The sequence below is a fragment of the Chryseobacterium defluvii genome (assembly GCF_003634775.1).
Lineage (GTDB): Bacteria > Bacteroidota > Bacteroidia > Flavobacteriales > Weeksellaceae > Chryseobacterium > Chryseobacterium defluvii.
The window spans coordinates 12175-35160 of record NZ_RBXB01000002.1 but is presented as its reverse complement, the minus strand read 5'-3'; the positions used below and the strand labels follow the sequence as shown (position 1 = coordinate 35160).

The window sequence follows — 22986 nt, the reverse complement described above, 5'->3', positions numbered from 1 at the left end:
CATGACGTATTAAAGAAAGGGTTTAATTCATTAGAATTAAACCCTTTCTTTTTGCAAAAAAATATTTGAAATTATTTCCAGCCTCCGCCTAAGCTTTTGTAAATATCCACAACTGTACTCAGTTGTTTTTCTTTCGCTTCAATCAGTTCCATTTTAGCATCCAATGCATCCCTCTGATTCAATAAAACTTCCAAATAATCTGCTCTGGAATTTCGAAATAATTGATTGGCAATATCAATAGACTGTTCCAATGCATGAGTTTCCTGAGATTTCAATTGATAATACTGATCAATATTTTTGATCTTTGACATCAGATTAGCTACATCAAGATAAGCTTTCAGAATCGTTTTGTCATATTCATACAAAGCCTGGATCTGCCTTGCATCCGCTGTTTGGAAATTGGCTTTAATGGCACTTTTATTAATCAGCGGACCAGCCAATTCTCCTGCTAAACTTGTTGCCATAGATTCCGGTAATTTAACCAGGTAAGAAGGTTTGAATGCCTCTAATCCCAATGTTGCAGAAATTTCCAGTGACGGGTAAAATTCTTTTCTGGCTGCTTCCACATCAAGCTTTGCGGCTTTTAATTCTAATTCGGCTTGTTTTATATCAGGACGGTTTGCTAATAGTTGTGAAGGAATTCCCATATAAACCGTTTGCGGAATCATTGACATAAAATCTTCTTCAGTTCTTACAATTGGTTGTGGAAAACGTCCACAAAGAGCATTAATCTCGTTTTCTTTTTCCGTGATTTCCTGACGAATGGTATATTCTGTCGCTTTTGACTTTGCTAGTTCCGCTTCGAACTTTTTCACCGCCAATTCAGTAGCAGCCGCAGCTTCTTTCTGAATTTTCGAGATCTCCAATGCTTTTTGCTGAAGCTTGACATATTGCTGAATAATATCCAACTGATTGTCCAAAGCCAGCAATTCATAATAATTGTTGGCCACCTCTTCAATTAAGTTGGACAGTACAAAATTTTTCCCTTCAATCGTTGAAAGATAATGAGCAACCGCAGCTTCTTTTTCTGTTCTGAGTTTTTTCCAGATATCAATTTCCCAGTTGGCCATTAATCCCCCTTCAAAATTGCCAAGCGGATCCGGCATTTCTTTTCCGGGTTCTATCTCCGTAGTGGCATCACCTGCTCCTTCACTCGTGTAACGACCTGCTTTTTTCACTCCGGCACCGATTCCTGCAGAAACAGTTGGAGTTAATTTTCCTTTTTTAGCCAAGACTCCACTTTTGGCGATCTCAATCTCCTGTAACGTGATCATTAATTCCTGGTTGTTTTTTAATGCAGTTTCAATTAAGGCAACCAGATTCGGATCTGTGAAAAATTGTTTCCAAGGAGTTGTTCCGCTGTTGATGTTGACATCACTCTGTTCTTCCTCATTAAAATTTTGAGGCAGATTTTCTTTTACTTCATCTTTTATAACTGTAGCCATCGGGGCTTTACAACTTGCCAAAACAAGCGATAAGGCAATCGCTGTGATAATACTTTTAGTCTTCAAATTTTCCATCATGTTGATAAGGTTCAGTTTGTTCAGTTAAAGGGTTTTCTTCTTCGTATCTTGCCAGTCTCGATTTCTCTGCGATCGTTCCGAAAATATAATAAAGCCCGGGAATGATCATTAATCCGAATATAGTTCCGATGAGCATACCTCCTGCCGCTGCCGTACCAATGGTCCGGTTACCAATTGCTCCGGGTCCGGTTGCCATTACCAACGGAATTAGTCCGGCGATGAAGGCAAATGAGGTCATTAAGATCGGCCGGAAACGGATGGCCGCTCCTTCAATAGCTGCCTGTGCTACAGATATTCCCTCTTCGGCTTTTTTCTGTACGGCAAACTCTACGATCAATACCGCATTTTTACCTAAAAGCCCGATCAGCATAACCATAGCAACCTGCGCATAAATATTGTTTTCCAATCCTAATAGTTTCAAACATAAGAATGCTCCGAAAATACCTGTTGGTAAAGATAATATGACCGGTAACGGAAGAATGAAGCTTTCATACTGTGCGGAGAGAATCAGATAAACAAATCCTAAGCACACCAGGAATATAAATACCGCTTCATTTCCGCGGCTTACTTCATCTTTGGAAATTCCTGCCCAGTCGATACCAAAACCTCTTGGAAGCGTTTTATCAGCTACTTCTTTAATGGCTGCAATAGCCTGTCCGGAACTGTAACCCGGAGCCGGAGTTCCACTTACCTCCGAGGAATTGTACATATTATGTCTCGTAATCTCCGACAAACCATACACTTTTTCCAAATGCATGAAATCTGAGTACGGAACCATCTGTTCTTTATCATTTTTAACATACAGCTTTAGTAAATCCGTCGGCAAAGCACGATATTGCGGTCCGGCCTGAACAATTACTTTATAAGGTCTGTCGAAACGAATGAAGCTCGTTTCATAATTTGAACCGATCAGCGTTGATAGATTGTCCATTGCATTTTCTATCGTTACACCTTTTTGTTCGGCAAGGTCATTATCAACGCGCAGCATATATTGAGGGAAGCTCGCTGAATAGAATGTAAAGGCAGAACCCAATTCAGGACGTTTTTTCAATTCTTTTACAAAGTCATTACTCACCTGTTCCATTTTGTGATAATCTCCGCTTCCGGCTTTATCCAGCAAACGGAGTTCAAAACCTCCTGCAGCACCATATCCAGGAATGGATGGCGGTTGGAAGAATTCAATATTGGCACCCGGAATATTTTTAGCTTTTTCTTCCAGTTTTTCTATAATTTCTGCGGCTGATTCTTTACGGTCTTCCCAACTTTTAAGGTTAATCAGACAAGTCCCGGAATTGGAGCCTGTACCTTCAGTCAGAATTTCATACCCTGCTAATGAAGACACAGATTGTACGCCGTCGATATCTTCAGATTCTCTTAATAATTCTTTTGCTATCTGATTCGTTCTTTCCAATGTTGAGCCGGGAGGCGTCTGAATAATGGCATAGATCATTCCTTGGTCTTCCGCCGGAATAAAGCCGGATGGCAGCGAGTTGCTTAAAAAGAAGGTACCGGCACAGAACGCTAATAACAAAGGAAGTGTGATGGTTTTCTTTTTCACTGTTTTATTCAACATTCCCTCATACTTTCCTGCTCCTTTTGTAAATAGGCTATTGAATTTATCTAAGAATATAGTAACCGGAGTTCTTCTCTTGGCTTTTCCGTGATTATTTTTTAGGATTAAAGCACACAAAGCCGGCGTCAATGTCAAGGCTACAACTCCGGACAGGATAATTGCCGAAGCCATGGTAATAGAGAACTGACGGTAAAATACTCCCACCGGACCCGACATGAAGGCAATAGGAATAAATACGGATGCCATCACCAGAGTAATCGCGATAATTGCACCACTGATCTCATGCATGGCTTCTTCTGTCGCCTTTAAGGGAGAGAGGTGCTTTTCCTCCATCTTAGCGTGAACCGCTTCAATAACTACAATGGCATCATCAACTACGACTCCAATCGCCATGACGAGCGCAAAAAGGGAGATCATATTTAATGTAATCCCGAAAGCGGACATAACGGCAAAAGTACCGATCAGAGAAACGGGAACTGCAATAGCCGGAATTAAGGTGGAACGCCAGTCGCCTAAGAAAAGAAATACCACAATAGCTACTAAAACAAAAGCTTCAAATAAGGTATGAATTACCTTTTCTATGGATGCATCGAGGAATCTTGATACATCATAACTGATATCGTAGTGCATTCCTTTCGGAAAAGTGGTCTTCTGTAATTCAGCCATCAAAGATTTTACGTTTTTGATAACGTCACTTGCATTGGAACCATATGATTGCTTTACCGTGATCGCAGCTGAGGGTTTGCCATTCAATGTGGAATAAATATCATACATGGAGGAGCCGAATTCAATATCCGCTACATCTTTCAGCCTGATAAACTCGCCATCTGACTTGGCTTTAAGAATAATATTCCCATAATCTTTTTCATTGTTGAAACGGCCGGGGTATTTTAGGATATATTCAAATGACTGAGATCTTTTTCCTGAACTTTCCCCCGTTTTTCCGGGAGAAGCTTCCAGACTTTGTGCATTTAATGCCTCCATCACTTCATCGGCTGAAATACTGTACGCCGTTAATCTATCCGGCTTCAGCCAGATACGCATGGCATATTCTCTTGTTCCTAAAATATCGGCGAAACCGACACCGCTTACCCTTCTCAGCTCAGACATTACATTAATATCGGCATAGTTGAAAAGAAATTTCTGATCAGCTTTCGGATCATCGCTGTATAAATTAATATACATCAGCATATTGGGTTCTTCACGGGTAATTTTCACCCCTTCACGAACTACCAGCGGCGGAAGTTTATTTACCACGGAAGAAACACGGTTCTGAACGTTTACCGCAGCCACGTTCGGATCAGTTCCCAGGTCAAACACCACCTGAATGGAGGCTTCGCCGTCGTTTCCGGCATCGGAAGTCATATACTTCATGCCTGGTACTCCATTAAGACCTCTTTCCAATGGAATAACCACGGATTTGATCAGTAATTCATTGTTGGCTCCCGGATATTCTGCGGTGATATTTACTTTGGGTGGTGAAATGGAAGGGAATTGGGTAACGGGTAATTTTACCAGGGACAAAATTCCCATAAATACTATAATCAAAGAGATTACGATAGACAGAACAGGTCTGCGAATGAATTTTTTAAACATACTGCTTCATTTAATAAGTCCTACTCTGCTTTTAATCTCAATGACTGAAGAACTTTCTTCGGATCCTGAGGTTTTGTTTTTATTTTCTGATCATCTTTTACTTTTTGAACTCCTTCCAGAAGAACCTGATCCCCTTCGGAAAGCCCCGCACCTACTACATACAGATCAGGAAGCTCATAAGCCACCTTTATATTTTTAGATTTGGCAACACCGTTTTTATCAATCACAAAAACATATTTTTGGTCCTGAATTTCGTAGGTTGCTTTTTGTGGAATAATCAAAGCATTTTTAAGTGGTAAAGTCATTTGTACCTTTCCGGTTTCACCATTCCTTAACAATCTGTCCGGATTAGGAAATTTGGCCCGGAAAGCAATGTTCCCTGTTTCATTATCAAATTCTCCTTCTATAGTTTGAATTTCTCCTTTCTGTGGAAGTGCCTCTCCATTGGCCATAATCAGGGTTACCTGATTACTTCCTCTATCATTGATATGGGTCTGATAGCTCAGATATTCCGGTTCTGAAACATTAAAATAGCTATAAACATTAGTATTATCAGACAGGGAGGTCAGCAAATCTCCTTCATCTACAAGGCTTCCCAACTTCAAAGGAATTCTATTAATAACTCCTGAGAACGGAGCTTTAATATCGGTAAAGGATAAGTGAATCTGAGCCAGTTTCATTTCTGCCTGGGCAGCATCAAGCTTAGCTTTTGCCATTGCTTTTTCATTTTTGGAAACCACATTGTTATTGGCCAGCGTGGTTGCATTTCTTAATTCTATGGAAGCCTGCTCTACTTCTGCCTTGGCTTTCATCAATTCTGCCTGATACAACTGGGGCATAATTCTGAACAATGTTTGTCCTGCATGGACATATTGGCCTTCATCTACATAGATTTTTTCAAGAAACCCTTTCTCCTGAGCACGAATTTCAATGTTTTTTACAGATTGTATCTGTGCCACATATTCCTTGTTGATCACGGTATCCATTTTTACGGGTGAAGTGACAGGATACACCGCCTCTTCTTCTTTTTCTTCTTTTTTACTGCTACAGGCAGCAAATAACAAGAGGGTACTAAGCATCATGCTTACGACAACTCTTTTCATCATAATTCTAGAGTATATAAATCGTTAAATATTAATTTGAAAATTAATGAGACTGTTTGTGAAAGGAAGAATTATTGGATCACAATACAGTATATTCCACTCAGTTCATGAGTGGAAACAGAATGGAAAAAAGGTATTTTAAATCCTGATAGAACGAATCAGAATGAATCTCTTTACATGGAGACAATTGAAAAGAAGGCCATGTATGGAGGATTTCAGGCGTTTTTTACTTCGCAGCCCCCAAATATATACCCAACTGAAAATGCTGGCAAAAACAACAATGGTTTGTAAGGTATCTGATAATTGAAAATCATCTTCTGCCAGTTCCAGAGAGTATGAAGAATCCACATTATCTGGTACCTGCTGAACAGAAAGCTTTTCATAAGTCTGGTTCAAGCGGTTTGCCTTTTTAGGCATATGTTGAGAAACATGACCATTATAGTCATTTCGGAGAGTTTTGACATTCATTTTGCTTTCTACTACAAATAGCAGAAATAAACTGGTCAAAAAATATATTATTATGTTTCTCATTTGAAGATGCAAATCTACATCTTGATTTGAATATCTGAATATAGATTAACAATATTTAACGTTCCTTTAAATAAGCTGAAATATGCATGGTTAAAGGAAAATCCTTATTTTAAAAGCTTTCTCAAACAAAGATCATTTTAATAAAAATTTCCTTTTTCCGGGAAGGAATTCAACCATCTTAAATATTGATATTTTAATTAATTTATCAAAATTTAACACATAAACATTAAAAATATTTGTAAATTTATACAATATTAACATCATTTCATGACACATTCAATCACCTATTACTATGAAAAAATTATCAGTAACAATTATCATCAGCCTGGCTGCACTTTCTGTAACAGCGTGTAAGCAGCCGGTCAAGGAAACTGAATCTCTTGCAGAAATCCAACCCAATCCTGTGAAAACCGACAAGCTCACAAAAGAAGTTTTTACAGACAGTTTTGGTGATCAGATGGAAGTTACCGTTAATGAGACCCAAAATACCATAACCGTACATTTGGACGGCAAAACCTATGAATTGAAAAAAAATGAGGATTTACCTGAGTATACCGCTTCCAATGCCGAGTATCAATATTCCGACATCAGGGGTAATATTACTTTCCTGAAAAAAAATGTTGATATGGTTTTATTTCATTATAAACATAACGGAAAGAACCGGACTTCTGCTAAAATGGCATCTTATTAATAATTCACTTTTAAATATTAGATATGAAAAGACTATATAGTTATGTAGCCCTATTATTTGTGGCAATTATGCTTTTTTCGTGTAAAAGCACTACACCTCCAGCACAAGGTTCTGCTGATATCACAGGAAAAACCTGGAAACTCACAGAGCTCAACGGTAAACCTATAACACTTCATAATCCGAAAAGCAATCCTTATTTTTCACTGAATATGACGGATATGAGATACTCAGGACATGGAGGATGTAACGGCGTCGGAGGAACCTTCGAAATTAAACCGGAAGTTATGCGTATTAAATTTAATCAGGGAATGTCTACCATGATCGCCTGCGAAGATCTTGAAACCGAACGTTTATTCACACAAGCTTTATTGGCTGCAGATAATTATTCCGTAAACGGAAATACTCTAAGTCTTAATAAGGCCAAAATGGCCCCTTTGGCTAAATTTGTACTTCAGGAATGATAATATACTATTCCTATATATTGAATCGGGCTTTTACTTCCGGTAAAAGCCCGATTTTATTTTTTGTATATGAAATAACAAATCAAAAGAATGCTATTCAGGAGCACCGAAAATGCATTGGATATTATAATCGGCCATTCTTCTTTAATAATTCCATACCATACCCATAAAGAAACACCGGATATAAGAACCAGCAGCATTACCCAGGAAAGGTCATCAACGTTCTTTTCCTTCAAAACTTTTAAGAGTTGGGGAACCATTGAAGCAGAAGTGAGAACACCCGCTATGATTCCTAATATATTTTCGTTCATAACCTTTGATTATTTATTAAATCTATTAATGGATATTTCTTCGTGCAGCGGAATACTATTTTCTATAAAATCGTATAAACTTCTGGAAAAATAACATCCGTTTAAAATCCCTCTGGCTCCCAATCCATTGAAAACATACATATTTTTATGTTCAGCATGCCTTCCTATAATAGGTCTCCGGTCTTTCACCGTTGGCCTGAAACCAAAGCTGGCATCACTAATTTCAAAGTCATAAGGATAAAACTCTGATAGTCCACGGACCAATTGTTCTACCGCAGAATTGTCTATATGATGGTGCAACTGTTCCCGGTCATAAGTTCCTCCGTAAAAGTACAAATCGTTACCCAAAGGAAACAGAAAATGTTTCTTTTTAATGGTCACATTTGCAGGAATACCTTTGGAAAGTTTTACTTTTATATGATGCCCCTTGTTAGCGTTTACCTGAATTTCAGAAAAATAAGGATTTTCCTTCACCCCCATTCCTTCACAGAAAACAATATGCTTAAAAGTAATGTTTTTGTAAGAAGAATCTGAAGGATTAAGTTTAGCATATTCAAATTTCTCTTTTACCAAAGCAGACTGGTTTTCAAAATATCCGAATAAATCATTGAAAAAATTATTTACATCCAATCTTGCCGATTGATCTACTTTACCCGTTCCAAAGTCATTCTTTACGATCCCCAAATGTCTGAATTCTTTATCCAAAAATGCTGAAAGCTCTTCATTATCTGACTTTTTCAGCCATAACTTCTGTTCATTCTCATCGTGGAAAATCCTGTGGATAGCAGCATCAATTAAATAGTTTTTCCCGGTATAGGATTGTATTTCATGAAGGGTGGTTTTCAGGAAATCTATTTGTTCCTGCGCTTTCCAAAATGTAGTAAACTTTTTTAATACCACCGGGTTGATAATCCCTGCAGAAACCTGAGAAGCACTTTTTCTTCCTTCTGAAAAAATGATAAAGGATTGGTTATGCTTCATCAACTGATGAGCAAAGAACAATGCGGCATACCCGTCTCCCACAATGATATATTCTACATTTTTCATATATAAAAAAAACCTGAGTAAAAATACTCAGGTTTTATATAAATATCAAGCGAAATTTTAGTAATTCCACATATCATTTTCCATTTGAAGAATCTGCTCCTTAATTCTGTCGCTTTCTTCTAACTGCTCTTCAGCGTTTTTTGGAATGTAGTCTTTGATAACACCATCTCCTAAACCACTAGAAGATTTATAAATGATTGAAGAAAATCTTCTAGCATTTATAATATCATCGAAAGATAAATCTGCAGCTGAGTTCTTTTTGTTGTAAACATAATTGTTTGCTAAGATATCTCTTGCGCTTGGGTAGTAGATCCAGAAAAGATCAATAAGCTCATCTGCACCTGCTAACGGCATTCCGTCAGGTCCAACTTTACCTTGGATAGATGGATCTGGTCCCATAGCAGAAAGAGCTAAAGGTCTGTATTTCATCTGTCCATCTCTCTTATCGATAAACCACATTCCCATAATTTTAAGAACTTTTACTTTATCAGTAGTAGTTTTAATATGGTCGGTATATTCTTTTTTCTCCTGTTCAGTTAACTGACGTCCTGAGTTAAGAATATCAATAGCGGCATCGTCAATAACTATTGCTTCTAATCTTTTTTGAATACCTTCAGGAGATAATTTAATTGATAAATTTTCATCATCATATACCTCTTTAATTTCTCCACTTAGAGCAGCATCTAATAATAATTGATATAAAGATCTTGTAGGAGTAGATAATAATCCATCAGGGTTGTCATAATAGAAAGGCTGATTAATTTTATCATTCATATCTATTACTTCCCATACAAACATACTCTTTAGAATATCCTTATCATCTACAAATCCATATTCAAGAGGCTTTACTTTGTTACTCATAACAGTATCACCAACTTTTCTCATAGACTGTGCTCTCATATCTCTAAACTCTTCTGGAGAAGAAGCATTCAGAATAGTCTGGGAAAATACAAATCCCGAAACTAATACTAAAAGACTGCTAATATATTTTTTCATAATGTAATTTTAAATTTTAAATCTTATTGTATATTAATAACAATTGGAGATATATTTTTAACAATCTGACCATCAAGTCCAGTAGCTGTAGCTTTAATATCATAGATATAAACCACGTCTCCTGTTCTTAGATTTTTCGTTAATCCTGCAGCTTCACCTAATGTATTTCCAGAGATCAATAGACCTGCTCTACCCGGAACTTTAACCATAAATCCAGTTACATTAAATGTCACAGGGAAATCAAAGTCAGGGATTGCAGCTTGTACAGACTGGTTAGGTACTGAAGTAGCAGGCATTGATAATACATTTTTCCCTCTCATTTGACCTTGTGGTGGAGGTACATTTTTAATTCTATACTCAAATACCTGAGAAATTGATTTACCCGTAGGATCAACTCCTGATAAAGTCAACTTAACAACATTACCTGTTGAAGGTTTAACAATCCATTTTCCAGGACCAGTATTTCTTACAGAAGCTCCCGGAGCAGACAATGATAGTTTAGCATTATCAGCACCTAAGATTGATCCTGAAACCGGGTTCTCAAGTCCTCTATACATTACATTCATCTTATCAGCAGATAATAGTAATCCTTTCTGAAGTTTTACTAACTGTGGTCCTGCAATTACGTTATAAGTATGCGTCCACGGGAAACTTTGTGGTTTTCCTGAAGCATCTGTTAATGTAATAGTACCATTTAAAGTACGAGGTCCTTCTGCACCGCTTCCTGAAATCGGAATAATACCTTTTCCATTTTCTTGTCTGCTAACTCCACTGATTCTGATCTTATCACTATTAGAATAAGTACCTAACATTACTTTAACTTCAGCTTGTTCTCCAGCCTGGATATCAACCGGTCCGGAAACAATTGGCTCATAGCTGCTGAATTTAATGCTTGCATCTACTTTTTCTTGTAACATTAATGCCAATGCATCTGACTGAACATTTCTAGCATCATTCTGGATAATCTCCAGGTTTGAAATCGCAGCGATTAACGGCTGATGATAAAATTTATTCTGGAACCAAGTTTTCTCATTTGGAGATTTTCCTTTAGGATATTCAGCGATAAGAGACTTGTTTGCTCTGTCCACTAAATCCTGAAGCTGAGGATTGTTTCCAAAAGTTGCATTAATATAATTTCTTACATCATCAATTTTAGATTTCAATTCATCTGCTCTCTTTGAAGGAGAGTTTTCGTCACCTTCATTAAAGAAATAATCAGTAGTTGGCTCATTGTTGTTAAGTGCAGCAAAATTCTCACTTACATCAATACCGTCTTTAAATTCAGTTTCTTTCTTTAATTGGGTCTTTATTTTTTCAGCATGAGCAACTAAAACATTGATTTTATTCCTAAGAATTTGATAATCTGCCCAAGGCTTCGCATAAGTATCTGGTACTTGTTGCGCTTTTGCCTCAAGGGTCTTTTCGAAAATCTTCTCGTTTTTTCTTTCGGTTAAAGTTCTTGTTTCATTAAGTGCTCTCGTAGAGTCATAATATGATCTGATGATCTCTGCATCAATATTTAGGGCCATCATAGCGATGAACACCAAATACATTAGGTTGATCATCTTCTGACGTGGAGTCTGTTTTCCTTGTGCCATTCTCTTTTCTTTTGTTTGATTAAGTAGTTAAATTTAGAAATGGTTTGGAATTAAGACTTCATTGCAGTTAGCATACCACCATACACTCTGTTTAAGTTGTTCAAATTAGATGTTAAACCTTGTAACTCTTGATTGAATTTCTCTGAATGTTCAGCAGACTTCTGCATATCTGCAACATATTTATTAGCAAATTCAGATTGTCTCTTACCATTTTCTATCTGAATTGCATATAAAGCATTCATACTTTCCATGTGTTGGGCAGCTTTATTTAACTGCTCATTATATTTATGTGTGGAAGCAGAAACGTCAACGGTTTGGTTGATCTGGTCAACAGAACTTGAAAATTTATTGATACCTGTTCTTAGACTTTCGAATAATTGAACATCTAATTTTGCATCTTTAAGCATCTGATCTAATTTACCGGAAAGAGAATTTTCTAATTCAGCAAAATGATCGATATTATTTTTAGAAGATACATTAGAATGTAATGGGTTTGGGTTGGCATGTTTATCTAATAGTTCTGGATATACATTTTCCCAAGCATAAGACTCTTCAGATTTTGGCGGGTCAAAGGCGAAAATAATGAAAATAATTGCTTCAGTAATAAGCCCTACTGTAAGAGCCATGTTACCATTAATGGGTCCCAAGGTAATGTGAGTAATTTTAAGCCAAGCTCCAAGAATTACAATTGCAGCACCGAACGAATAGAAGAAATTCATCCAAGCATCTTTAGTCTTAAACATATATTTAGTTTTTTTTAATGTTAAATAAAATTGTTATTGAAAAATAATTTTTGATTGGTTGATTATCTGTTAACTCTCTTTGGTTTAACAGCAGCTTCAGGGATATCCTGTACAGTTCTAAATCCGATATAACTTCTTGCAGAGTCTTTTCTCTCCCAATCTCTTGCACCTGTCATAAGCATATAGCCTACGTCTTTCCAAGAACCACCTCTTACCGATTTTTTAGTATCAACTTTATCTTTAGTAGATGGGTTTAATGTAGAAGAGAATCCATATGAAGAATTGTTATACGCAGATAGGGTCCATTCAGAAACGTTTCCAGCCATATCAAATAATCCAAATCCATTTTTCTTAAATTTCTTTACTGGAGCTGTATATGTATAAGTACCTTTTTTATCATCTTCCATATAGTTACCTCTCTTAGGTTTGAAGTTAGCCAGGTAGCAACCTCTGTCATCCAATAAATATGGACCACCCCAAGGATAAGTAGCATTTTCCATTCCACCTCTTGCAGCGTATTCCCATTCAATTTCTGTAGGAAGACGGAACTGCAATGGTCTTTGTTTTCTTCTTTTTAAGCTTTCGTTGTAATCAGATTTTAATTTAGATCTGAAGTTACAGTAAGCTCTTGCCTGATCCCAGGTTACCCCAACAACAGGATAATCTTTATAGGCTTTATGCCAGAAATATTGTTCAAATAAAGGCTCGTTATAAGCAAAGTGGAAATCTTTTACCCAAACGGTTGTATCAGGATAGATCGCAATGCTTTCACTTTTAAGATAGTTTACTCCTCTTTCGTTATCAGCAATTGCCGCGTCCATATCTTCCCATCTGTATGTATATTTCAACTTACTAACATCTAAGATTCTTTCATTTCTGATTCTTGAAGAAGCAGGTAAATACATAGATTCCAAAACTTCCGCATATTCTACGTCCGGGTATTTGGTTGTATTCCAATGCAAAGGAATTTTCCAATCTAATCTTTTGGTAGGATCATATCCACCATCTTCACGGCCTCCCTGTCCTTCTAAATATTCCTGATATGGTGTTAAATTTTCTTCTTTTTGAGCAAGGTATGCATAATCTCCTATGCTTGCACCTCTGCCTCCACCTTCACCACCTTCTCCGGCAGCTTCAGCAAGAAGGGTTCTAGCAATAGAATCTCTTACATAGTTGATAAATACCCTGTATTCTGCATTAGTAGTTTCTGCTTCATCCATGAAGAAAGAAGAAACAGTCACTGTTTTCAATGCTGCTTTCTCAGGAGTACTGGTTGGATCCTGATCTGCCAGACCTGCAATAAATGATCCTGCAGGAATCGCAACCATACCATAGGGTCTTTCCGCAACAAACGATTTTGTTTTTTCTCTTGGTATCAATTCTCCTTTTGTTCCGGGCTTCCCAACCGAAGAAGTTCCACCACCTGAACAAGATACCGATGCTACTGACGCAGACAATAATAAAAGAAATATCCTTTTCATGTTAATTTTTATAATTAAGCCGTAAATATATAATTTTTTTAAGAAACTTTTAAGATTTTTTTTGAAATAACGGAAGAAATCTAAATTTATTTTATTTACAAGCAATTTTTTATTCCACGGTTACAGATTTTGCCAAGTTTCTTGGCTGGTCTACATTAGCTCCTCTATATACAGCAATGTAATAAGCAAGTAGCTGCAGAGGTACTGATGCAACAATTGGCGAGAAACATTCTGAAGTTTCAGGAATTTCAATCACGTAATCTGCCATTGCGCTTACCTGCTGATCTCCTTTATTCACTACAGCAATAACTTTCCCTTTTCTGGCTTTAATTTCCTGAACGTTGCTGACAATTTTATCATAGTGTCCTTTTTTAGGAGCAATAATCACAATAGGCATGTTTTCATCAATTAAAGCAATAGGACCATGCTTCATTTCTGCTGCAGGGTAACCTTCTGCGTGGATATAAGAGATTTCTTTCAGTTTTAAAGCTCCTTCCAATGCGGCAGGATAATTATATCCTCTTCCTAAATAAAGGAAATTGGTAGCATTAATGAAGTCCTTTGCAATATTCTGCACCAATTCATGAGTAGTATTTAAAACCTCCTCGATTTTCTTAGGGATCGCATCTAGTTCCGAAATCAGGCTCATGAAATCCGCATTCCCCAAATTCCCATTATGCTTTCCTAATTTAAATGCAATAAGAGTAAGGATGGTTAATTGAGCTGTAAATGCTTTTGTTGAAGCAACCCCGATTTCCGGTCCGGCGTGAGTATAAGATCCCGCGTCTGTAATTCTTGCTATTGACGAATCCACCACATTACATATACCATAGATGAATGCTCCTTTTTCTTTAGCCAATTTCAAAGCGGCCATGGTATCTGCAGTTTCCCCGGATTGAGAAATGGCAATCACCACATCTTTATCCGTAATGATAGGATTTCTGTATCTAAATTCGGACGCATATTCTACTTCCACAGGTATTCTTGCATATTCTTCAATAAGATATTCCCCGATAAGACCTGCATGCCATGAAGTTCCGCAAGCGATAATGATAATTCTGTTGGCATTTTTGAATCGTTCCACATGATCCCAGATCCCTGCCATTTTAATGATTCCCTCCTCTACAAGAAGTCTTCCTCTCATTGTATCGTGAATAGATTTTGGCTGTTCGAAGATTTCTTTTAACATGAAATGTTCATAACCTCCTTTTTCTATTTGCTCTAAGCTTAATTTTAATTCCTGAATTTCAGGTTCAATTTTGGAATTATCATTAATGGTTCTGATATCGACTCCTTTTTCCAATGAAATTGTTGCCATATGACCTTCTTCAAGATATATTGCCTCTTTGGTAAATTCCACAAAAGGAGATGCATCCGAAGCAATGAAATATTCTTTTTCACCAATTCCTATAGCTAATGGCGACCCCAATCTTCCTACCACCAAAACTCCCGGATGATCTTCGTGCATTACCGTAATAGCGTAAGCACCATAAACTTCATTCAAAGCATATCTTACTGCCGTTGGGAAATCGGTCTCAGGGTTTAAATCCATGAAATACTGGATCAGGTTTACCAATACTTCCGTATCTGTTTCTGATTTAAAAGTAAATCCTTTTTCAGTAAGCATTGTTTTAATAGTATCATAGTTTTCAATAATACCATTGTGAACAATTGCTATTTTTCCATTATTGGATAAATGCGGGTGGGAGTTTCTGTCACTTGGTACACCGTGGGTAGCCCAACGGGTATGTCCCATTCCAATTTTAGCGATTCCTTTAAGTTTTTCTGAAATATCAACAAGGTCATCCACTTTTCCTTTCGTCTTCTCCACCTCAAATTTATTATTGGCATCTTCCAAGACAATTCCTGCACTATCATAACCTCTATATTCTAATCTTCTAAGACCGTTGATAACTATGTCGTACGCGTCTTGAAATCCTGTATATCCTACAATTCCACACATATGTAATCCGTGTTTTTAATTATTTTTTACCGTAAGTAATCTTTAGTTGAATTTTTTTCGCATTATTGGGGTCAGAGCCTACAAAAACAGCTCTGTCTCTTGCAAAGTTTCTTGATGTATATTGATATCCTGCCAATGCTCCCGTCGTAGTGGTCAGGAAGCTTCCTAAATCAATTTTAAAATATTTATGAGTATAATCTGTACCTCCTTCTACAATATCTTTAACCGATTTTGTAACTGTAAAGTCATAATAAGCAGGGTTCTTATCCAAATCATATGATCTGAACATTGCAAAATTTACTGAACCCGCCAGACTGAGCAAGTCCGTAGTGAAATTGGTTGTTTCTTTACCATTGCTATCTTTATCTTTTTGTACAAAAATAAAATTGGATGGCTTTGCATATTTATTATTCCAGTTGTCCGGATCTGTATAAATTCTGATTTTAGCGCTGATAATTGCAGCTTTTTCATTTTGATATAGCTCTTTCAGCTTATCAATCTCTTCTTTTTTGAATTTAATTCCAATAGAAGGACCTCCCATTCCTTGTGCAAAAAGTTTAAGATCTCCTGTTGTAGTATTGCCGGCAACATAAGATTGGAATGCAGCTCCAGCCCTGTCATATTCATAATGTCCGATATGGGCATTTCCTGCTCCTAAGGCAAATGTATAAGTAGTCTGCGGTCTTGTTGTTGTACCGTTCTCAGTTTTATCATATTTATAATACATAATTAGTTCCATATCGTTCGGAGAGAATTGGAATAAATATCCGTCATCTTCCAATACAGAAACTTTAAGGCCTTTGAAATGCCTGATGAAGTTAGAAACATCCTTAAGCTCAGGTTTCCCTTTGAAATCTATGATTTTGGTTTTGAAAAAACTTGCAGATAAAGGAATTCTGAAACCTACAGGCGAAGTGAATATGGATGAATTATCCGAATCTTTAGTAATAGCTACTGAGCTTACATTTCCATTGAACACTTTTGAACCGATTTCCTGGCCAACAGCATAATTGGTATTGGAATACGCAATATCGGTTGACGCTTTCAAGAATTCTGTTACTTCATTTACTTTAACTGTAAATTGGGGAACCGCACCATTAATTTTAGCTTTGCCATATTTATTTACCGGATAAGTATTCACTACTTTCTTTGCAGCCACACTTCCGTCAGGATGAACATAGTTTTCATCCGTACTCGTTTTAACAGTATCCGAAGCATAGGTGGGCTTAATTACCAGCACCACTGAGTCTACTGCTGCATTAGCTCCGAAATCAGGATCATAGGTAGACAATCTCAACTGAGTAAAATAAGAACCTCTCTGCATCCCAAACTGTCCTTCTTTGAAAGCTCCTACAACCGCTACGCCTAATTTGGCGGCATCACTTCTGATACTGTCGTTATTATTAATATTATATGCAATCAGATCATAAGAAGTTTCTTTACCCTCCGCTGCTCCATTTAAAAATAACTGCTCTCCTAAGGAATCCGGGTCCGGTTCACAATTATAAAGCAATACACTTCCAAAAATCGCCAAAAAAAGTATGGCGAAAGTTCTTTTAATAGTATAAGTCATTAAGGTGTTTTTTAATAAAGTTGGTTTATAGAATCAATGTCCAGATATTCCGATTTCGAGGTGGTTGTTTCATTAAATGCCTGATCCAGATCTCCGTCTAAAAATTCGTCTCCTTTCACTACTACGTCCACATACTTCATACTTTCGATAACGAAACTCTGAATACTCGGGTTATCTAACGCTTTTAATCCTGAAATATTATCAAACTGTAGTTTTTCACTTATCTTGCTGTCCAAGGCAACATCTTTCTCATTATATAGGGAAAGAACAATCTTGGCATCTTTAAAATAAGTATCGGATTCATAATATGTTTTAAGGTAAATCGGGACAAAAGAAGACATCCATCCGTTCAAATGAATAACATCCGGAACCCAATTAAGCTTCTTAATCGTTTCAATAACTCCTCTCGCAAAGAAAATCGCTCTTTCGTCATTATCTTCGAAAGGATTTCCTTCATCATCAAAATAGTATTGTTTTCTTTTGAAATATTCTTCGTTGTCTATAAAATACACCTGAAGTCTTTCTCCGGGAAGAGAGGCTACCTTAATAATTAAGGGCTGATCCAGATCGTTGATAATAATGTTCATTCCTGAAAGGCGGATCACCTCATGAAGCTGGAATTTTCTTTCACTTATTTGTCCAAATCTTGGCATAAAAACTCTTACATCATTGCCTTCATTGTGCATCTTAAGTGCCATTTTGTTTACCACTGCAGCCATATTTGTGTCTTCTTGATATGGATACATTTCTGTAGTAATGTACAGTATTTTTTGATTCGGCATAAACTTCTATCTAATTTTTGTAAAAATGCTTTAATGTGCAAAATTACAAAAAAACATCCAACATTATTTTAATTAACATTTTTTTACGATAATTCCCTTTTTCAAATTATCAAAAACACATTTTATTATATGATATTTTTAGTATTTTTGAATTGCTATTACAATAAACTATGGAAGTTCTAAAAAGTAAAAAGACTCTTCAGGATTTTGTTGAAAGACAAAAGGAAATGGGGAAGAAAATAGGTTTTGCACCTACCATGGGTGCGCTGCATAACGGGCATTTATCTCTGTATGAAGCAGCTAGGGAAGAAAATGACCTTGTTGTTTCCTCAATTTTCGTCAATCCAACCCAGTTCAATAACCCGGAAGACTTGGAGAAATATCCCCGCAATATAGACCGTGATATTTTGATTCTGAAAAATTCCGGACTGGTAGATGCTGTTTACATACCGGAAGTACATGATATTTACCCTGAAAAAGCCGTAAGCCAGCATTATGATTTCGACGGATTGGAAGATGAGATGGAAGGAAAATCCCGACCAGGGCATTTTGACGGTGTAGGAACGGTTGTGGAAGAGCTTTTCAGACAGGTAAAGCCGGATAATGCTTATTTTGGAGAGAAAGATTTTCAACAATTAGCAATTATCAAAAAAATGGTCGAAAAAAAGAAGCTTCCTATAAAAATAAAAGGAGTTCCTATTTACAGGGCTGAGAATGGCCTTGCATTAAGTTCCAGAAATCAAAGGTTGCATGAGGACAGAAGGGAAGCCTCAAAAATTATTTATGAAACCTTAAAAAAGGTGAATGACTGGTTCCGAGTGGTTACCATTCCCGAAATCAAAAACAGAGTGACTGATATTTTTGATCATCAGCAAGGGATGAAACTGGAGTATTTCCTGATTGCCGATGAAGCCACTTTAAAAGAAACTGACTTTTTTTATACGGATAAACAATACAGAGCCTTTATTGTGGTTGTGGTAGACGGGGTAAGGTTAATTGACAATATGCATTTGGACTAGCAAAATCCTGCAATAAGATATTTTATAAAATAATAAGCGTTGCTTTTCAAGCAACGCTTATTTATTGCAAAAGGAGTTTTAAAAAATCCTGTAATATCATACATAAAAAATCAAAGGCTTCCTAGGGAAGCCTTTGAAACACCAAATCACAAAATATTAATATGAAAAAAATTTACTTTTCAGTAAACTCGTGACCTGGCTGGGATTCGAACCCAGGACCCATACATTAAAAGTGTATTGCTCTACCAGCTGAGCTACCAGGTCGGCCACAATTAATAATGTTAAATATAAAATTATTTTTTAATTTTTCACTATTAATTATTTATTTTTTTTCTGCAGTGCCTGCGACTGGACTCGAACCAGCACATCCTTAGGAAACCACCCCCTCAAGATGGCGTGTCTACCAATTTCACCACGCAGGCAAAAAAAACATAATTTCTTATGAAATTTTTGCTTGTGACCTGGCTGGGATTCGAACCCAGGACCCATACATTAAAAGTGTATTGCTCTACCAGCTGAGCTACCAGGTCGGCCACTTTCTACAAGCGATTTACGTTGAAGTAATGTCCCTTGTTTTAAGTGGTGCAAAGATATGACTTTTTTTAATTTCTCAAAACTTTTTCGCAAATTTGTTTAAAATTTTATCATGATAATTTCACTGGTCGGATATATGGGAAGTGGCAAGTCTCACGTTTCCAAAATTTTAAGCGAAAAACTCAATTTTAAATTAATTGACCTCGATAAAGAGATTTCCAGAAGAAACAAGCTGACGATCCCTGAAATCTTCGAGAACAAGGGGGAAATTTACTTTAGAAAGCTGGAAAGGGAAACTCTGGAAGAAATTCTGGCAACGCAGGAAAATATTATACTAAGCCTGGGAGGCGGAACTCCTGTATATTATAATAATATGGAAATCATTAACCATAACTCAAAAAGTATTTTTCTGAAGGCTTCCGTGGCTTCTTTAACAGAAAGACTTTCAAAACAAAAAGAAAAAAGGCCTCTTATTGCCCATATTTCCGATGAAAGCCTCCCTGAGTTTATTGCCAAGCATTTATTTGAAAGAAATGAATTTTACAATAAGGCACAATTCAGTGTGAATACAGATTCCCGCGACCCGGAAGATATTGTGAACGAAATTATAGAAAAACTTTATTTATGATTCATCATCATGATCTGAAGGATTACTTTCACCAAAAAAGTCATCCCAGTCTGTAAAATCTGACGTAACATCATTTTCTACATATTCATCCATGTCTCTCCTGTCCTTTTTGGTAGGCCTTCCTTCTCCTTTAATCCTGTAATAGTCCTGAGACATTTTACGTAATTTAAGAAGCTCATACTGTTCTTTATCTGTTACATCTTTGATATGGAGGGGTACCAGTTTGGCCCCTATCCTGCTTTTGGGAATTTGTATAACTTTAATTTTATAGTCTATCTGATTTTTACGGATCTTTATTACATCTCCTTCTTTCACCTCTTTAGAAGACTTTACAGTGGCTTCCCCAATAGCAACTCTGTTCTTCTTAATTTCCTCTGTTGCAATAGTTCTCGTCTTATAAAAACGAATGCTCCATAAAAATTTATCTATTCTCATAATTTTTTATACTTTTGTCGTTATATTATTTGTAAAGTAATTAAAGTTTTTTGAAATGAAAAAAATATTTTTATATATCCTTGCGGGGTCATTATGCTTTTCAGCCTGTAAAAAAGATGATGATGTGGAAACTTATGTAGAGCCTGAAGATATTGCAGTACAGAACAATTATGATGACCAGGCGATCCAGAAATATTTAACCGAACATTATCTGGATTCCCAAGGAAATATAAAAACCTTCAGCAGCACAGATCCTGCTGATGACAATGAAACCAAATTATCAGCGATGAGCCCTGTAACATTACCTTCCGGTGTTGTATACATTATCAGAAACGGAGCTCAGCCGGACCCTGGTACCACAATCGGAGCAACAGATATCACCAGAATCATGATGAAATCACAAACTGCTCTTGCTGCGGATAACGATGGGAATGTCACTTTTATTTCCTATTCCGACTTTTTTAATACGATTGACGGAACCGGATCTCCTTTAATAGACCCTAAATTCTATTATATTGCTGATCAGGATCCATTAATTACAGCAGCAACTACTGATGTTGCGAAACAGAAGAATTATTATATGATCGAAGGTTTCAGTGAAGCATTACAAAAATACAAAGCCTTCAATAAAGCGGATGACGAGAACTATAACCTTCAGGGTGTTATTCTTGTTCCGTCAAGAGCTGCTTTTGCAAGAGATGCCCATTATAATTATACAGGATATTCTTTCAGAAACAGAACATTTATCTTTAATTTCCAGGTGTATAAAACAGAAGCCAGACCTTAATAAAATAAAAACCGTTTCAAATTGAAACGGTTTTTTTTATCTCTAAAATTGAGTTCTCTGCTTCACATTCCCCAAAATATCCGGGAAATACAAATCGGAAAGATGGTCGAATTCATCTCCTCTCATAAACATGGTGGCATCTACTTCTTCGTAGGAATTTCTTCCTGCCGCAGCAATTAATTCATTACAGGTATGAAGGGTGTTTTTATGGAAATGATATACCCTCTCACTCTTATCCGTAACATCAAGACCTTTGATCAGCATCTTATCCTGAGTGGCCACTCCGGTAGGACAATTATTCGAATTACATCTCAAAGCCTGAATACAACCCAATGCAAACATAAATCCTCTTGCATTGTTACACATATCTGCTCCCATAGCAATCGCTCTCAGGATATCCAGACTCGTCAGTACTTTTCCGCTTGCAATGACTCTTAATTTATCTCTTAAATTATAATTTTTAAGGGTTCTGTTCACGAAGATCAAAGCAGGTTCCAAAGGCATTCCCACTCCATCTGAAAACTCAGGCGGGGCAGCCCCTGTTCCTCCTTCTGCTCCGTCCACAGTGATGAAATCCGGATAGATCTTCAGGACATTCATCTGAACACAGATATCTTCAAATTCTTTAGTATCTCCAATACAAAGTTTAAACCCAACCGGCTTTCCTCCCGAAAGTTCTCTTAACTGCTGTACAAACCTCAACAATCCTGCAGCATCCGAAAAAGAAGAATGTGAGGGCGGTGAAATAATCGTCATTCCCGGGGTTACGTGACGGATTTTAGCAATTTCAGGTGTATTTTTCACTCCGGGTAAAACGCCGCCATGACCAGGTTTTGCTCCCTGTGATAATTTAATTTCAATCATTTTCACATTGGGAAGAGTTGAATATTGGGCAAATAATTCAGGATTGAATTTTCCCTCATCATCCCTGCAACCGAAATACCCGGTTCCGATTTGCCAGCATAAATCTCCACCTCCTTCTAAGTGATAAGGTGAAATCCCTCCTTCTCCCGTATTATGGTAGAAATTACCTTTTTTAGCCCCTTTATTCAATGAAACCTGAGCCCTGTCACTCAAAGAGCCGAAACTCATGGCTGAAATATTGAACAGAGAAGCGTGATAAGGCTGTGTACACTGCTCTCCTCCTACCCAAACTCTCGGAAGCTCTTCTGACGGAGACTTCGCATATATAGAGTGTTTGATTCCTTCATATTTTCTGTGATTAACTTCTAATTGTGTTCCAAAAGCAACTGTATCGCCAAGGTTTTTAGCACGTCTGTACACTGCAGAACGCTGATTTCTTGGAAACGGTTTCCCATCTGTTTCTCTTTCGATAAAATACTGCTGCATTTCGGGAGAAATTCCCTCGAAAAAGTATCTGAAATAGCCCAAAACAGGGAAATTCCTCAAAATGGCATGTTTGGTTTGATAAGCATTGTAAACGCCCAATGCATAAATGGCGGATAACAGGATGGGTATCCAATAATGTGCTCTGATCAGTAATGCTATAATCCATGTAGCAACTACCAATACAATTCCCCAAGATAAAAACTTATCTCTCATGAATCTAGGATTTAAAAGTTAAAAATAAATGTAGTGGAAATTTAGCAA

General features: G+C 36.9%; 20 protein-coding genes and 3 tRNA genes. 5 read left to right on the top strand and 18 right to left on the bottom strand.

Annotated elements, in window-relative coordinates; genetic code table 11:
• Positions 1 to 71: 71 nt before the first annotated feature.
• The 4 genes from BCF58_RS06955 to BCF58_RS06940 all read right to left on the bottom strand — a co-directional run bounded on the left by BCF58_RS06955 (position 72) and on the right by BCF58_RS06940 (position 6302).
• On the bottom strand, positions 72 to 1520 hold the full coding sequence (locus tag BCF58_RS06955) for a TolC family protein (protein ID WP_185144839.1): 1449 nt from the start codon (positions 1518 to 1520) through the stop codon (positions 72 to 74).
• The gene (locus tag BCF58_RS06950; RefSeq protein WP_121461094.1) at positions 1501 to 4692 is read right to left on the bottom strand and encodes an efflux RND transporter permease subunit; all 3192 of its coding nucleotides are present in this window, start codon (positions 4690 to 4692) and stop codon (positions 1501 to 1503) included. Before BCF58_RS06950 ends, BCF58_RS06955 begins: the two co-directional genes overlap by 20 nt.
• A 20-nt stretch (positions 4693 to 4712) precedes the next feature.
• Positions 4713 to 5795, bottom strand: a complete 1083-nt coding sequence (locus tag BCF58_RS06945) for an efflux RND transporter periplasmic adaptor subunit (RefSeq protein ID WP_121461992.1) — start codon at positions 5793 to 5795, stop codon at positions 4713 to 4715.
• A gap of 138 nt (positions 5796 to 5933) precedes the next feature.
• A complete protein-coding gene (locus tag BCF58_RS06940; protein ID WP_228434752.1) occupies positions 5934 to 6302 on the bottom strand; it encodes a hypothetical protein in 369 nt (122 codons plus the stop codon).
• 316 nt (positions 6303 to 6618) lie between these two features.
• On the opposite strand from BCF58_RS06940, the gene BCF58_RS06935 reads away from it, so the two are divergent.
• Together BCF58_RS06935 and BCF58_RS06930 are read left to right on the top strand one after the other, a co-directional pair.
• Positions 6619 to 7017 carry a hypothetical protein gene (locus BCF58_RS06935; RefSeq protein WP_121461092.1) on the top strand — a complete coding sequence of 133 codons (399 nt, stop codon included), beginning with the start codon at positions 6619 to 6621 and terminating at the stop codon, positions 7015 to 7017.
• Positions 7018 to 7040: 23 nt separating this feature from the next.
• The gene (locus tag BCF58_RS06930) at positions 7041 to 7478 is read left to right on the top strand and encodes an META domain-containing protein (protein ID WP_121461091.1); all 438 of its coding nucleotides are present in this window, start codon (positions 7041 to 7043) and stop codon (positions 7476 to 7478) included.
• Between the two features lie 56 nt (positions 7479 to 7534).
• On the opposite strand, the gene BCF58_RS06925 is transcribed toward BCF58_RS06930, so the two are convergent.
• The 9 genes from BCF58_RS06925 to BCF58_RS06885 all read right to left on the bottom strand — a co-directional run bounded on the left by BCF58_RS06925 (position 7535) and on the right by BCF58_RS06885 (position 17972).
• Entirely contained in the window at positions 7535 to 7789 is a 255-nt protein-coding gene (locus BCF58_RS06925; protein ID WP_121461090.1) for a SemiSWEET transporter, read from the bottom strand.
• A 9-nt stretch (positions 7790 to 7798) separates the two neighbouring features.
• Complete coding sequence (locus BCF58_RS06920) at positions 7799 to 8836, bottom strand: NAD(P)/FAD-dependent oxidoreductase (protein ID WP_121461089.1); 1038 nt, start codon at positions 8834 to 8836, stop codon at positions 7799 to 7801.
• A gap of 57 nt (positions 8837 to 8893) precedes the next feature.
• A complete protein-coding gene (gene porN / locus BCF58_RS06915) occupies positions 8894 to 9832 on the bottom strand; it encodes a type IX secretion system ring subunit PorN/GldN (protein ID WP_121461088.1) in 939 nt (312 codons plus the stop codon).
• Between the two features lie 23 nt (positions 9833 to 9855).
• Positions 9856 to 11430: a type IX secretion system motor protein PorM/GldM gene (gene porM / locus BCF58_RS06910; RefSeq protein ID WP_121461087.1), complete on the bottom strand. Its 1575-nt coding sequence runs from the start codon at positions 11428 to 11430 to the stop codon at positions 9856 to 9858.
• Positions 11431 to 11480: 50 nt separating this feature from the next.
• On the bottom strand, positions 11481 to 12173 hold the full coding sequence (gene porL / locus BCF58_RS06905; protein WP_121461086.1) for a type IX secretion system motor protein PorL/GldL: 693 nt from the start codon (positions 12171 to 12173) through the stop codon (positions 11481 to 11483).
• A 62-nt stretch (positions 12174 to 12235) separates the two neighbouring features.
• The gene (gene porK / locus BCF58_RS06900) at positions 12236 to 13654 is read right to left on the bottom strand and encodes a T9SS ring complex lipoprotein PorK/GldK (protein WP_121461991.1); all 1419 of its coding nucleotides are present in this window, start codon (positions 13652 to 13654) and stop codon (positions 12236 to 12238) included.
• Positions 13655 to 13763: 109 nt separating this feature from the next.
• Positions 13764 to 15617, bottom strand: coding sequence for a glutamine--fructose-6-phosphate transaminase (isomerizing) (gene glmS, locus BCF58_RS06895; protein ID WP_121461085.1), 1854 nt, complete (start codon positions 15615 to 15617; stop codon positions 13764 to 13766).
• A 19-nt stretch (positions 15618 to 15636) separates the two neighbouring features.
• Positions 15637 to 17190 carry a DUF4270 family protein gene (locus tag BCF58_RS06890; RefSeq protein WP_121461084.1) on the bottom strand — a complete coding sequence of 518 codons (1554 nt, stop codon included), beginning with the start codon at positions 17188 to 17190 and terminating at the stop codon, positions 15637 to 15639.
• Positions 17191 to 17201: 11 nt separating this feature from the next.
• Positions 17202 to 17972, bottom strand: a complete 771-nt coding sequence (locus BCF58_RS06885; RefSeq protein ID WP_121461083.1) for a glycogen/starch synthase — start codon at positions 17970 to 17972, stop codon at positions 17202 to 17204.
• Between the two features lie 170 nt (positions 17973 to 18142).
• Here BCF58_RS06885 and panC point away from each other — a divergent pair, with 170 nt between their 5' ends.
• The gene (gene panC / locus BCF58_RS06880; RefSeq protein ID WP_121461082.1) at positions 18143 to 18991 is read left to right on the top strand and encodes a pantoate--beta-alanine ligase; all 849 of its coding nucleotides are present in this window, start codon (positions 18143 to 18145) and stop codon (positions 18989 to 18991) included.
• A 191-nt stretch (positions 18992 to 19182) separates the two neighbouring features.
• Here panC and BCF58_RS06875 read toward each other — a convergent pair.
• From BCF58_RS06875 to BCF58_RS06865, 3 genes are all read right to left on the bottom strand, one after another.
• Positions 19183 to 19255 (bottom strand) — tRNA-Lys (locus BCF58_RS06875).
• 75 nt (positions 19256 to 19330) lie between these two features.
• Positions 19331 to 19413 (bottom strand) — tRNA-Leu (locus tag BCF58_RS06870).
• A 35-nt stretch (positions 19414 to 19448) separates the two neighbouring features.
• Positions 19449 to 19521: transfer RNA gene (locus BCF58_RS06865), tRNA-Lys, on the bottom strand.
• Positions 19522 to 19637: 116 nt separating this feature from the next.
• Here BCF58_RS06865 and BCF58_RS06860 point away from each other — a divergent pair.
• Entirely contained in the window at positions 19638 to 20153 is a 516-nt protein-coding gene (locus tag BCF58_RS06860) for a shikimate kinase (protein WP_121461081.1), read from the top strand.
• Here BCF58_RS06860 and BCF58_RS06855 read toward each other — a convergent pair.
• Positions 20148 to 20588: an RNA-binding S4 domain-containing protein gene (locus BCF58_RS06855; protein ID WP_121461080.1), complete on the bottom strand. Its 441-nt coding sequence runs from the start codon at positions 20586 to 20588 to the stop codon at positions 20148 to 20150. The two genes, BCF58_RS06860 and BCF58_RS06855, sit on opposite strands and share 6 nt — an antisense overlap.
• A 55-nt stretch (positions 20589 to 20643) precedes the next feature.
• On the opposite strand from BCF58_RS06855, the gene BCF58_RS06850 reads away from it, so the two are divergent.
• Positions 20644 to 21375: a hypothetical protein gene (locus tag BCF58_RS06850; RefSeq protein ID WP_121461079.1), complete on the top strand. Its 732-nt coding sequence runs from the start codon at positions 20644 to 20646 to the stop codon at positions 21373 to 21375.
• A 42-nt stretch (positions 21376 to 21417) separates the two neighbouring features.
• Here BCF58_RS06850 and BCF58_RS06845 read toward each other — a convergent pair whose 3' ends face one another.
• A complete protein-coding gene (locus BCF58_RS06845; RefSeq protein ID WP_121461078.1) occupies positions 21418 to 22938 on the bottom strand; it encodes an FMN-binding glutamate synthase family protein in 1521 nt (506 codons plus the stop codon).
• Positions 22939 to 22986 lie beyond the last annotated feature (48 nt).

Excerpts from the sequence above, each read along its gene's own strand:
- glmS (WP_121461085.1), bottom strand. The coding sequence starts at position 15,617 with ATGTGTGGAATTGTAGGATATACAGGATTTCAAGACGCGTACGACATA.
- BCF58_RS06860 (WP_121461081.1), top strand. The coding sequence starts at position 19,638 with ATGATAATTTCACTGGTCGGATATATGGGAAGTGGCAAGTCTCACGTT.
- BCF58_RS06935 (WP_121461092.1), top strand. The coding sequence starts at position 6,619 with ATGAAAAAATTATCAGTAACAATTATCATCAGCCTGGCTGCACTTTCT.
- BCF58_RS06885 (WP_121461083.1), bottom strand. The coding sequence starts at position 17,972 with ATGCCGAATCAAAAAATACTGTACATTACTACAGAAATGTATCCATAT.
- porM (WP_121461087.1), bottom strand. The coding sequence starts at position 11,430 with ATGGCACAAGGAAAACAGACTCCACGTCAGAAGATGATCAACCTAATG.
- panC (WP_121461082.1), top strand. The coding sequence starts at position 18,143 with ATGGAAGTTCTAAAAAGTAAAAAGACTCTTCAGGATTTTGTTGAAAGA.
- BCF58_RS06845 (WP_121461078.1), bottom strand. The coding sequence starts at position 22,938 with ATGAGAGATAAGTTTTTATCTTGGGGAATTGTATTGGTAGTTGCTACA.
- porK (WP_121461991.1), bottom strand. The coding sequence starts at position 13,654 with ATGAAAAGGATATTTCTTTTATTATTGTCTGCGTCAGTAGCATCGGTA.
- BCF58_RS06955 (WP_185144839.1), bottom strand. The coding sequence starts at position 1,520 with ATGGAAAATTTGAAGACTAAAAGTATTATCACAGCGATTGCCTTATCG.
- BCF58_RS06925 (WP_121461090.1), bottom strand. The coding sequence starts at position 7,789 with ATGAACGAAAATATATTAGGAATCATAGCGGGTGTTCTCACTTCTGCT.
- BCF58_RS06920 (WP_121461089.1), bottom strand. The coding sequence starts at position 8,836 with ATGAAAAATGTAGAATATATCATTGTGGGAGACGGGTATGCCGCATTG.
- BCF58_RS06850 (WP_121461079.1), top strand. The coding sequence starts at position 20,644 with ATGAAAAAAATATTTTTATATATCCTTGCGGGGTCATTATGCTTTTCA.
- BCF58_RS06855 (WP_121461080.1), bottom strand. The coding sequence starts at position 20,588 with ATGAGAATAGATAAATTTTTATGGAGCATTCGTTTTTATAAGACGAGA.
- porN (WP_121461088.1), bottom strand. The coding sequence starts at position 9,832 with ATGAAAAAATATATTAGCAGTCTTTTAGTATTAGTTTCGGGATTTGTA.
- BCF58_RS06950 (WP_121461094.1), bottom strand. The coding sequence starts at position 4,692 with ATGTTTAAAAAATTCATTCGCAGACCTGTTCTGTCTATCGTAATCTCT.
- BCF58_RS06945 (WP_121461992.1), bottom strand. The coding sequence starts at position 5,795 with ATGAAAAGAGTTGTCGTAAGCATGATGCTTAGTACCCTCTTGTTATTT.
- porL (WP_121461086.1), bottom strand. The coding sequence starts at position 12,173 with ATGTTTAAGACTAAAGATGCTTGGATGAATTTCTTCTATTCGTTCGGT.
- BCF58_RS06930 (WP_121461091.1), top strand. The coding sequence starts at position 7,041 with ATGAAAAGACTATATAGTTATGTAGCCCTATTATTTGTGGCAATTATG.
- BCF58_RS06890 (WP_121461084.1), bottom strand. The coding sequence starts at position 17,190 with ATGACTTATACTATTAAAAGAACTTTCGCCATACTTTTTTTGGCGATT.